At 64.3% G+C, this 10,924-nt stretch carries 10 protein-coding genes; 7 read left to right on the top strand and 3 right to left on the bottom strand.

Annotation, left to right across the window (positions count from 1 at the left end):
* Window positions 1-163: 163 nt before the first annotated feature.
* Complete coding sequence (locus tag EN914_RS10225; protein WP_024504074.1) at window positions 164-799, top strand: isoprenylcysteine carboxylmethyltransferase family protein; 636 nt, start codon at window positions 164-166, stop codon at window positions 797-799.
* A 10-nt stretch (window positions 800-809) separates the two neighbouring features.
* Here the strand turns inward: EN914_RS10225 and EN914_RS10220 are convergent, their stop codons facing one another.
* Window positions 810-1,295, bottom strand: a complete 486-nt coding sequence (locus EN914_RS10220; RefSeq protein ID WP_024504073.1) for a hypothetical protein — start codon at window positions 1,293-1,295, stop codon at window positions 810-812.
* Window positions 1,296-1,515: 220 nt separating this feature from the next.
* Between EN914_RS10220 and EN914_RS10215 the strand changes: the two genes are divergently transcribed.
* Complete coding sequence (locus tag EN914_RS10215) at window positions 1,516-1,881, top strand: RidA family protein (RefSeq protein WP_024504072.1); 366 nt, start codon at window positions 1,516-1,518, stop codon at window positions 1,879-1,881.
* Between the two features lie 26 nt (window positions 1,882-1,907).
* Window positions 1,908-3,143 (top strand): amidohydrolase/deacetylase family metallohydrolase, encoded by a 1,236-nt coding sequence (locus EN914_RS10210; protein ID WP_024504071.1) that lies wholly within the window; start codon window positions 1,908-1,910, stop codon window positions 3,141-3,143.
* Window positions 3,144-3,239: 96 nt separating this feature from the next.
* On the opposite strand, the gene EN914_RS10205 is transcribed toward EN914_RS10210, so the two are convergent.
* Both EN914_RS10205 and EN914_RS10200 read right to left on the bottom strand, forming a co-directional pair.
* On the bottom strand, window positions 3,240-5,027 hold the full coding sequence (locus EN914_RS10205) for an NAD(P)/FAD-dependent oxidoreductase (RefSeq protein ID WP_024504070.1): 1,788 nt from the start codon (window positions 5,025-5,027) through the stop codon (window positions 3,240-3,242).
* 190 nt (window positions 5,028-5,217) lie between these two features.
* Entirely contained in the window at window positions 5,218-6,162 is a 945-nt protein-coding gene (locus EN914_RS10200) for a MurR/RpiR family transcriptional regulator (RefSeq protein WP_024504069.1), read from the bottom strand.
* A gap of 337 nt (window positions 6,163-6,499) precedes the next feature.
* On the opposite strand from EN914_RS10200, the gene EN914_RS10195 reads away from it, so the two are divergent.
* From EN914_RS10195 to EN914_RS10175, 4 genes are all read left to right on the top strand, one after another.
* Window positions 6,500-7,327 carry an ABC transporter ATP-binding protein gene (locus EN914_RS10195; RefSeq protein ID WP_024504068.1) on the top strand — a complete coding sequence of 276 codons (828 nt, stop codon included), beginning with the start codon at window positions 6,500-6,502 and terminating at the stop codon, window positions 7,325-7,327.
* Window positions 7,324-8,184, top strand: coding sequence for an ABC transporter permease (locus EN914_RS10190; RefSeq protein ID WP_013528757.1), 861 nt, complete (start codon window positions 7,324-7,326; stop codon window positions 8,182-8,184). Before EN914_RS10195 ends, EN914_RS10190 begins: the two co-directional genes overlap by 4 nt.
* Before the next feature lie 70 nt (window positions 8,185-8,254).
* A complete protein-coding gene (locus EN914_RS10185) occupies window positions 8,255-9,418 on the top strand; it encodes an ABC transporter substrate-binding protein (protein ID WP_013528758.1) in 1,164 nt (387 codons plus the stop codon).
* 356 nt (window positions 9,419-9,774) lie between these two features.
* Window positions 9,775-10,866, top strand: a complete 1,092-nt coding sequence (locus EN914_RS10175) for a Gfo/Idh/MocA family protein (RefSeq protein WP_127389067.1) — start codon at window positions 9,775-9,777, stop codon at window positions 10,864-10,866.
* Window positions 10,867-10,924 lie beyond the last annotated feature (58 nt).

Here is a 10,924-nt window from a genome sequence, read left to right as displayed (position 1 = left end):
GGCCTGTCCGGCGGCATACAAATTCGTAAGAATGGTCGTGGGCCGCGCAAAGGTCCTTTACGAATGCCCGGCGCTGCGCCGATAGAGGGCGTGCGCCTTTCATCCGCCATCAATGTCATGCCCATTGCTCACGGGCACTCGTCAGTGCCCCAGGAAACACCAAATGACCTACGCTACCCTCAAGCCGGTTTCCCAGGCCTTCGACCAGCGCAAGCGCCTGATCTTCGTGCGAGTTGCGGCGGCGCTGGCGGTGTTGCTGCTGTTTCTCACCAAGCCGGGGCTGAGCGAGGGCTCCGACGGGCACGAAACGATCGAATTCTTCGGCTTTTGCCTGGTGCTCGTCTGTGTCGTCGGGCGGCTGTGGAGCATTCTCTATGTCGGCGGCAAGAAGAACGAGGAACTGGTCTCGACGGGACCGTTCTCGACCACGCAGAACCCGCTCTATTTCTTCTCGACGGTCGGCGCGGTCGGCATTGGATTGCTCTACGGCTCGCTGATGGCGGCCGTGGCGCTGGGCCTTGCCAGCTTTTTCATCTTTCGCGTCACGGCGCGCAAGGAAGCCGAATTTCTGCTCGGCAAGTTCGGCCCAGCCTATCTTGCCTACACCAAGAGCACGCCCCGGTTCTGGCCAAACCCGCTGCTCTACCGCGACGATGACGAACTGCAGTTCTCGACGCGGGCTTTGAAGCGCACGTTTTTCGACGGGCTCTATTTCCTCGCCATCTTCCCGGCCATCGAACTGGTCGAGCATTTCCGGGCGACCGGCATGCTGTTTCCGGCCTTCGTCACGCTCTACTGATCAGCTGGCTCTAGCTGCCGAGCGGATGCGGCATATAGCCGACGAAGCCTGATATCTTCCAGCTTCCGCCGACCTTGCTGCAGAAATACAGCGTCTGCCATTTCAGCCGGTCGACGCTGCCGTCCGCCTTGGCGACCGAGCCGTCGAACTTCTTGTGCAGCACGGCGCGGTCGCCGTCGACGTCGATGTCTCGCATGTTGGTGACGCGAAACAGCGCCTCGCGCAGCGGCTCGGCGAATTTGGTCGCCGCCGTCTCTTTGGCCTGGCGCAGCCATTCGTCGCGATAGACGTCGAGCCTTGGAAACTGCAGCCGCCAGGCGTCGGCGTTGTGCAGGAAATGCGCATGCATGCCGAAGAAGCTCTCGGCGACGAAATCATCCTCGACCATGGCCCAGTCCTGGCCGATGAAAGCGTCGATGTCGCGCCGCACCAGCATTTCCCAGAGCGCGTGGCGATCGGCATCGCCTGATGGAAACGGGTTCTTGTCGTAGGTCATTGCTGCTGTCTCCGCTCTGGCAAATGCGTCTGTGCGGTGCGGCTTCCAAGCCGCCCGTCAGCGCGTACGATGCAAGGGCTCTTGTAATAAAGCAACGCAGATTTCCAAGAATGTTGCTTTCCAACAAGGCCCCTATGAGGATCGGCCGGATCGGCGTAAATGTCGATCGAAGCGGGCGCCGCAATGGCACCCCGTCCTGTCATCAGAGGAGGCTTGTCCCTTGCCGAAACAGTGTTTTGGAACGTCGCATGTGCCGCTGTCGCCCGCCGTGCGGGCAGGCGATCTCGTCTATGTCTCGGGCCAGGTTCCCGTCGGCAGCGACGGCATCGTGGTCAAGGGCGGCATATCGGAACAGACCGAGCAGGTGCTCGCCAACGTCAAGGCCGCGCTGGCGCTGGCCGGCTGCACCATGGACGATGTGGTGAAGACCACCGTGTGGCTGGAAGACGCGCGCGATTTCGGCGCCTTCAACGCGGTCTATGCCAGGCACTTTCCGAAGAACCCGCCGGCCCGCACCACGGTCGAATCGCGGCTGATGATCGATATCAAGATCGAGGTCGAGGCGGTCGCCTATCTGCCTCTGTAAGCAAAGCAACGAGCGGAGGTTACCCCATGCAATTCGACCTCCTGCTGAAGGGCGGACGGCTGATCGATCCGGCCGCTGGCCTCGACGCGCTGCGCGATGTCGCCATCGCCAATGGCCGCGTTGCCGCGGTCGACGCCGATATCCCGGCGGACAGCGCCGCGCAGATCGTCGATGCCGCCGGCTGCATCGTCACGCCGGGCCTGGTCGACCTGCACAGCCACGTCTATTGGGGCGGCACGTCGCTTGGCGTCGATGCCGACCGGCTGGCCGCCAAGAGCGGCACCACCACCTTCATCGATGCCGGCAGTGCGGGCGCCGGCAATTTCCTCGGCTTCCGCCGCCATGTCATGGAGCGCTCGAAGGTTCGCATCCTGGCCTATGTCAACATTTCCTTTGCCGGCATTTTCGGCTTCTCGCAGACGGTGTCGGTGGGCGAGTGCAGCGATCTCAGGCTCTGCGAACCGCGCGAGGTTGTGGCTGCGGTGCGCGAGCACCGCGATGTCGTGGTCGGCGTAAAGGTTCGCTCGGGCAAGCATGCCGGCGGCACCAGCGGCATCGCGCCGGTGGATCTGGCGCTGGAGGCCGCCGACCAGGCCGGCCTGCCGCTGATGGCGCATATCGACGAACCGCCGCCCGGCCGCTCGGAAGTGCTGCCGCGCCTGCGCAAGGGCGACATTCTCACCCATTGCTTCCGGCCTTTCCCGAATGCGCCGGTGTTCGCTTCCGGCGCGGTGCGGCCCGACATGCGGCTGGCGCGCGAGCGCGGCGTCATCTTCGACATCGGCCACGGCATGGGCTCGTTCGATTTCGCCGTCGCCCGCGCCATGCTCGAAGAAGGGCTGGCGCCCGACGTGATCTCGAGCGACGTGCATCTCTACTGCGTCGACGGTCCCGCCTTCGACATCCTCGTCTGCATGTCGAAGCTCCTGGCGCTCGGCATGCCGCTGGTCGAGGTCCTGCGCGCCGCCACGCAAGCGCCGGCGCAGGCGATCGCGCGGCCTGACCTGGGCACACTGGCCATCGGCACGGTCGGCGACGTCGCCGTGCTCCGTCAGCGCCCGGGCCGCTTCACCTTCGTCGACGCGGTCGGCGCGTCATTGGTCGCCGATCAGAGACTGGTGTGCGAAGGCATCGTTATCGGCGGCACCTGGTGGCCGAACGAAGCGGTCAACGATGTCAGCGAGACTGAGCGGTTTGTGGCGCATGCCGCGCATACCCATGTCGAGGTTGCGGCGAGGCACTTTGGGCATCGGCACGACTAGCTGATCTCGGCAGCTTGTGCCTGTCTTGGGACTGTGCGCTTGGCGAATGGCTTCCCCCACTCCGGCGAGCGAAGCTCGACGGAGTGGGGGTCGACTTTACCCGGCGTTGCTCACCGCCCCGTAAACCGGCGTCTCAATGCCTTCCATCCGCGCCTTGATCTGCAGCGCCACATATTTCGAATAGAAGCGCGACAGCGCCAGATTGCCGCCGTGGAACCAGAGCGCTTCCTGGGCGGTCGGCTTCCACATGTTGCGCAGCTCGCCTTGCCAGGGGCCGGGGTCGCCCTTGACGCCGGAGCCAAGGCCCCAGCACGGGCCGACCTTGTCGGCGACTTCGCGCGAAACGATCGCGGCGACATTCTCGTTCATCGACTGATAGCCGGTGCAGGCGATGATGGCGTCGGCGACGAGTTCACTGCCGTCCTCGAACAGGATGCCGCTCGGGGTCAGCGACTTGATGGCGACGCCGCTGCGGATGCCGATCTTGCCGTCGATGATCAGGTCGGAGGCGCCGACATCGATGTAGTAGCCGGAGCCGGTGCGGTAGGCCTTCATCAGAAGGCCGGTCTCGTCGTCGCCGAAATCGATGGCGAAGCCGGCGGCGCGCAAGCGGTCGTAGAAGGCCGCGTCGCGCGCCTTGATCACCTCGTAAAGCGCCTGCTGGCCCTTGGGCACCAGCGCGAACGGCGTCGAGGCGACGATCATGTCGGCCTTCTCGGTGGTGATGCCGCGCGCCAGTGCGTCTTCCGAGAAGATCTCGAAGCCGACTTCCATCAGCGTGTCCGACTTGACCACTGTCGTCGGCGAACGCTGGATCATGGTGACCTCGGCGCCGCTCTCCCAGAGGTCGACGCAGACATCGTGGCCGGAGCTTGCAGCGCCAATGACGGCGACTTTCCTGCCGCGGAATTTGTCGCCGCTGGCATACTGGCTGGAGTGCAGCAACTCGCCCTTGAACCGGCCGGCACCCGGCAGATCGATCCGCCGTGGCGGGCCGTAGGCGCCGGTGGCGAAGACGATGTGCTTGGGCTTCAGCGTGATCTGCCGGCCGACGCGGTCGACGACCACGGTCCAGACTTTTTCGGCCTCGTCATAGCTGGCGCTGAGGCATTTGGTGGCGACCCAGTAGTTGAGCTCCATGACGCGCGTATACATTTCCAGCCAGTCGCCCATCTTGTCCTTGGGCGTGAACACCGGCCAGTTTTCGGGGAAGGGAATGTAGGGCAGATGGTCGTACCAGACCGGATCGTGCAGCACGAGCGTGCGGTAGCGGTTGCGCCAGGAGTCACCCGGCCTGGCATTCTTCTCGATGACGATGGCCGGCACGCCGAGCTGGCGCAGTCGCGCCCCCAGCATGATGCCGCCCTGGCCGCCGCCGATGACCAGGCAATAGGGCTGTTCATCAGTGCCGAGTTCGCGCGTCTCGCGCGCCCGCGCCTCCGACCAGGTCTCGCGCTGGGGATCGGCCTTGTGGCGCACGCCGAGCGGCCGCGCCGCGCCCTTGCGCTCCTCGAAGCCCTTGAGGTCGGCCATCGCCGTGAACAATGTCCGGCAGCGGCCGTCGCGCAGCCGCATGATGCCCTCCCCCCTGGCCACCACGGTTTCGAAGCTGAACCAGGCCTCGATGGTGCCGTCGTCCGAGGTCGCCTCGCCGGTCAGCCGCCACGCGCTCGGCTTGGCCGTCGCCAGCGTCGTCGCCAGCATGTCGGCGATCGCCGCGCGGCCTTCCATGGTCGTGATGTTCCAGGTGAAGGTCAGGAGATCGCGCCAGTAGCAATCGTCGACGAACAGGTTGCTCGCCGCCGCAGCGTCGCCGGCTGCGAGCGCCTGCGCCAGGGATTCGAGCCATGCGGCCGCCTGTTTCGTCGGTGCTATTTCGAGCATCTCTTTCCCTCTTTCGTTTCATGTCCGGCTTCCCTTCTCCCCCTGTGGGAGAAGGTGGCCTCACGAAGTGAGGTCGGATGAGGGGTGCTCCAGCTTGGCGCCGACGGCACTCCGTCACCCACCCCTCAACCGTCTCGGCGCTACGCGCCGATCCACCTTCTCCCACAAGGGGAGAAGGAAAAGCGCAGCCCTAGTCTCCGAGCGGCTCCATCTCCTTGCCGGTGCGGTGGATCTGGGCGTTGTATTTGATGCGGCGCACCGTCTCGCGGGCCGAGCCGTCGAGCTTGTAGGCGGAGGCCACCGCCAGCAGGTCGATCGCCGCCAGAAAGGCGAAGCGCGATGCCGTCGGCTTCAGCGTGTCGGGATATTCCGGCACCGCCACCGTCAGCCTGACGTCGCAGGTGCGGGCGAGCTCGGTGTCGGGCGCGGTCACGGCGATCGCATTGGCGCGGTAATGCTTGGCAAGCTCGACGGCCTCGATCACCTCGCGGGTGCGTCCCGTCGCCGAAATGGCGATCACCAGATCGCCGGGCTTGAGCGTCGAGGCGGTCATGCGCATCAGATAGGGATCGCACTGGGCGCTGACCGTGATGCCGTAGCGGAACAGCCGGTATTGGGTTTCCTGCGCCAGCGCCGAGGAGCTGCCGCCGAGGCCGAAGACCGTGACCTGGCGCGCCTTGGCGATCAGCTCGGCGGCTTTCTGCAGCTGGGCCGGGTCGAGCTGCCGCTCGGCCTCCTGCAGCGCCCGGCGCGCCTCGCCGAACACGGCGTTCCAGAACGGCATGCCATTGTCATTGCTGACGGAAGGCGACTTGGCCAGGTAGAGCGCGCCGACGACGAGGCTCTGCGCCAGCTTCAGCTTGAAATCGCGCACGCCCTCGCAGCCGATGGCGCGGCAGAACCGGGTCACCGTCGGTTCGCTGACCCCGGCGCGCTGGGCAAGGGCGGCGTTGGAGGCGTCGACGGCATATTTGACGTCGTCGAGAACGACATCGGCGACACGCCGTTCGGCCGGGCGCAATTCGCTGTAGGAATCCTTGACCAGCGAGATGATGTCGGGGATGCGCCGGACAGGATCGCGTCCCTCGGTATCGGGGCCTGGAACAGGCTCGTCCTGGCTGCCAGCGTCGGTCATGGGGTCCTGGTCTTTCCCTGGGTTGCGAGGCTGTCGTCTTAGCATGTTTGCACGCCCTGGCTCCACGTGCCCGACCGGATCGCAACCGCAGCGTGTCGTTGGGGAAAGCTCACCTTCCTCCGTTCCTCTCCGGTCCGTGTCAGTTCCGAAGTATGTAGGAAAGCAACATGCATTTCAAGGCCGTAAAACAGACATTAAAACAACATGATAGGTATACTAATCGATTTTCGTGATACGGCCGCTATCGTCGGCGCTTGACAGGAAAGTAGGATAGTTACAGACTGATTTTCGCTGGGGATGAGCCAATGGATCATCGCGCAATCTTCCCGGGGGGCAGATGAACACGGGCGATGCAAAAAAGCCGAAGCTTGGCGTGCAGGCAGCGACCAAGATCTATCACACGGCCTCCGGCGACCTGCTGGCGCTGGACCGCTGCAGCCTCGATGTCAGCGTCAATGAAATCGTCTCGATCGTCGGCCCTTCCGGCTGCGGCAAGACCACGCTTTTGTGGTCGATGTCGGGCCTGCACAGCCTGACCAGTGGCGAGATCCGGCTCGACGGCAAGGCCATCACCGGTCCGCATCCCGATATCGGCATCGTCTTCCAGGAGGCGAACCTCCTGCCGTGGCGCAACCTCGACGCCAACATCCGCTTCCCCTTCGAGATCAAGGGCGAGAAGCCGGACCGGGCGTGGATCGCGCATCTGCTCAACCGGGTCGGGCTTGATGGCTTCGGCGGCAAGTTTCCGCGCGAGCTGTCGGGCGGCATGCAGCAGCGCGCGGCGATCGTGCGGGCGCTGGCGCTAAAGCCCTCGGTGCTTTTGATGGACGAGCCGTTCGGCGCGCTCGACAGTTTCACCCGCGAGGAGATGAACCGGCTGGTCGAGGAGATCTGGCTCGACACCAAGACAACCATCGTCTTCATCACCCACTCGATTGAGGAAGCGATTTTTCTCTCGGACCGGGTGGTGGTGCTGAGCGCACGGCCAGGACGGGTCGCCAAGGAATACCGCGTGCCGTTCCCACGGCCGCGTTCGCTGGAGATCATGGCGACGAAGGAGGTCTTCGACCTCACCAACCGGATCAAGATGGACATTGTCGGCGAACGCACGCGGCCAAAAGCGCCGGAGCGCCCGAGCGCCGAAATCGTGAGGATCAGGCCGTGAGCGGGGGCGATGCCATTCCGGAATTCTCGAAGTCCAAGTCGGGCGCCAAGGCGGGCGATGGCCACGAGGTCAGCCTGACCAACCTGTCGGCCTTCGCCAGCGGCCCCGGCATCAAGTCGGGCAAGGAGGTGGCGGCCATTCTTGCCGTGGCGGTGATCATCATCGGCGGCATCGAACTGGCGCTGCGGCTGTTCCACGTGCCGCTCTATATCATGCCGCCGCCGAGCTCGATCGCTTATGCGCTGTTCGACGAGTTTCCGCTGATCGCGCCGCATCTCGGCTACACGCTGGTCGAGCTGGTGTCCGGCTTCACCATCGGCGCCATCATCGGCCTGGTGCTGGCCGCCGTCATCACCCAATTCCCGTTCGCAGAGAAGATCGTCGCGCCTTACATCCTGCTTCTGGTCACCACGCCGATGCTGGCGCTGGTGCCGCTTCTGATCCTGCGCTTCGGCTTCGGCTACACGCCGCGCATCATCGCGGTGGCGCTGGCCGCTGGGCCGATGGTGATGATCAATGCGGCGACAGGCTTTCGCCGCGTCGACAGCGCCAAGATCGCGCTGGCGCGTTCCTATGGCGCCAGCACCCTGCAGATCTTCTGGAAGATCCGCGCGCCGATGGCGCTGCCGATGATCCTGGTCGGGCTGATGATCGGCGCCATCTTCGGCCTGCTGACCGCGGTCGGCGCGGAAATGGTCGGCGGCGGTTTCGGCCTCGGCAACCGGCTGACCACCTATTCGTCGATGATCCAGATGCCGCAGTTCTTCGCGGTGGTGCTGATCCTGTCGACGCTCGGCATCCTGATCTACGTGCTGTTTTTCCTGATCGGCAAGAAATGGGCGAGCTGGGAGGCTTGAACGCAGGGATATGACGGCGCCCGGGAGGCGGGCGGCAAGAGACTGACATCAAACAAAAAAGGGGAATGCCATGACCAAAGAGAACTCGATCAACCCGGCGGGGATCAGCCGCCGCTACTTCCTGCAGGTCACCGGCGCCGGGCTGGTGACGGCGACGGCGCTTGGCGCCACCGGCCTGAAGGCCAGGGCCGAACCCTACGGAAAATTCACCTGGATCTCGCCGCGCGGCACGCTCGAAGTGCTCGACGACTATCCCTACTGGGCGGCCAAGAAGGCCGGCTATTTCGACGGGCTGGACACCGACATGCAGCCGGGACCATCGGACGGCACCGCGACGGTGAAGTTCGTCGATGTCGGCCAGGCCGATATGGGCTTCCCGTCGCCCGGCGTGTTCTCCTTCGCCATCCAGAACGGCATGAAGCTGAAGTCGGTGTTCCATATGGGCGCGCGCGACACGTTCAGCATCGCCTTCCGCAAGGGCGAGGGATCGAACGACCTGAAGAAGCTGGAAGGCAAGACCATCCTGCTCGGCTCCGCCGCCTGGCAGTCGATCACCGACCCGCTGCTGGCCGCGCAGGGCGTCGACATCAAGAAGGTGAAATATGTCGAGGCCGGTTGGCCGACCTGGGGAACGGCGCTGGCCGGCGGCCAGGGCGACGCCGCCCTGTCGTGGGAAGGGCTGCGCGCCGAATGGATCGCCAAGGGGCTCGACTTCGAATACTGGCTCGGCGTGCAGAATTCGAAGCTGCCGGCCAACACCTTCGTCGTGCGTGCCGCCGATCTCGAGGATCCCGACCGCAAGGCGTTTTTGGAAAAGTACCTGCGCGGCTGGGCGATGGGCCTCGAATTCGGCTACCAGAATCCACGCGCGGCGGTCGAAGCGGTGTTCGAGCAGTTCCCGACGCTGGCCAAGAATCTCGGGCCGGAGCTCGGCACCACCTCGATCCTGCAGCAGATCAACGTTTTCCGCGGCGACATGGACAAGCGCGGCGGCTGGGGCTCGCACGACATGGCGAGCTGGCAGGGCTTCTTCGACGAAATCCACAAGATCGGCCAGATCACCGCCCCGGTGAAGGCCGAGGATGTCTGCACCAACGATCTGATCGGCCCGGCCAATGATTTCGACAAGGCCAAGGTCAAGGCCGATGCCGACGGCGTCAAACTGTCGGAAGGTTTTGCCGCGCTCGATGTCGAGAAGATCAAGGCGCATCTGTTCGATTCGGCGGTGAAGTAGGGCTGCGCAACGGGTCATGTCGGCGCCGCCCTCCATTACCCTGCCTTGGCTCCTTTCCTCTCCCTCCGGAGGGGGGAGAGGTGGCGCCGCGAAGCGGCGACGGAGTGGGGGAAGGCGTTCGTCAAACGAGCAGTCGCCGCAAGACAGGCACAATCTGACGAGCAAGAGACCTCAAGCGGGCGCGAGGGTCGACCCCCACTCCGTCGAGCTTCGCTCGACACCTCTCCCCCGATCGACGGGGAGAGGAAAGGGCAGGCAATGAGCGGCGGCGCTGACCCGAGGTGGTTGTCCCGGATAGACATGCGAGCGGCAACCGATCGCCGCATATTATTCAATCAAGAATTTGGGAGGTAGCGGTGTCCGACAAGGTGAAAGTGCTGGTGGTGGGTCTCGGCAATATGGGTGCGTCGCATGCCAGCGCCTATCACCGGCTCGACGGTTTCGAGATCGTCGGCATCATGAGCCGGTCGATCAGGAGCAACACGAAGATTCCGGAAGAATTAGCCGGCTACCCCCTCTACGAGGATTTCGACCAGGCGCTGAAGGAAACAAAACCGGACGCCGTCTCGATCAACAGCTGGCCGAACACCCACGCCGAATACGCGCTGAAGGCAATCGCCGCCAACTGCCATGTGTTCATGGAAAAGCCGCTCGCCACCAACAACGAGGATGCCGAGAAGGTCGTCGCGGCGGCACGCGCGAAGAACCGCAAGCTGGTGCTCGGCTATATTCTGCGCGTGCATCCGTCATGGATCAAGTTCATCGAGGTCGGCAAGACGCTCGGCAAGCCGCTGGTGATGCGGCTCAACCTCAACCAGCAGAGCAGCGGCAGCGCCTGGCACTGGCACAAGAACCTGATCGATTCGCTGATCCCGATCGTCGATTGCGGCGTCCACTATGTCGACGTCATGTGCCAGCTGACCGGCGCCAAGCCGGTGCGCGTGCACGGCATCGGCGCCAAGCTCTGGGCGGAAGCCGACAAGCAGAATTACGGCCATCTGCACGTCACCTTCGATGACGGTTCGGTCGGCTGGTACGAGGCGGGCTGGGGCCCGATGATGAGCGAGACGGCCTATTTCGTGAAGGACGTCGTCGGCCCCAAGGGCGCGGTGTCGATCGTCGCCGGCCAGCAGGCAAGCAGTGTTGCCGAGCTGGCAGAGGTTTCGAATTCCGCCGACATCGACCGCCACACCAAGACCGATGCGCTGAAGATCCATTATGCCGCTGTCGACGGCGACAAGAATTTCTCCAAACCCGACGAGATCGTCAGCATGGAGGACGAACCCGGCCACCAGGAACTGTGCGACCGCGAGCAGGCCGTCTTCCTGCGCGCCATCCGCGAGGATCTCGACCTCACCGAGCAGATGGACGCGGCGGTCAACAGCCTGCGCATCGTGCTGGCCGCCGAACAGAGCATCGCAATGGGGCGGACCATCGACCTGGCCTGACGCAAATTCCCGTCTCCCCCTCCGAGGCTGTCGCATATGGATTCTTGCGAAGAAGGAC

Source organism: Mesorhizobium sp. M7A.F.Ca.CA.001.08.2.1, assembly GCF_003998455.1.
Classification (GTDB): Bacteria; Pseudomonadota; Alphaproteobacteria; order Rhizobiales; family Rhizobiaceae; genus Mesorhizobium; species Mesorhizobium ciceri.
Note: the sequence above shows the minus strand (reverse complement) of the source record. Positions and strands in the feature narration are given on the sequence as shown.

Coding starts and splice junctions, on each gene's coding strand:
- EN914_RS10195 (WP_024504068.1), top strand. CDS start 6,500: ATGAACACGGGCGATGCAAAAAAGCCGAAGCTTGGCGTGCAGGCAGCG.
- EN914_RS10220 (WP_024504073.1), bottom strand. CDS start 1,295: ATGACCTACGACAAGAACCCGTTTCCATCAGGCGATGCCGATCGCCAC.
- EN914_RS10185 (WP_013528758.1), top strand. CDS start 8,255: ATGACCAAAGAGAACTCGATCAACCCGGCGGGGATCAGCCGCCGCTAC.
- EN914_RS10225 (WP_024504074.1), top strand. CDS start 164: ATGACCTACGCTACCCTCAAGCCGGTTTCCCAGGCCTTCGACCAGCGC.
- EN914_RS10205 (WP_024504070.1), bottom strand. CDS start 5,027: ATGCTCGAAATAGCACCGACGAAACAGGCGGCCGCATGGCTCGAATCC.
- EN914_RS10210 (WP_024504071.1), top strand. CDS start 1,908: ATGCAATTCGACCTCCTGCTGAAGGGCGGACGGCTGATCGATCCGGCC.
- EN914_RS10200 (WP_024504069.1), bottom strand. CDS start 6,162: ATGACCGACGCTGGCAGCCAGGACGAGCCTGTTCCAGGCCCCGATACC.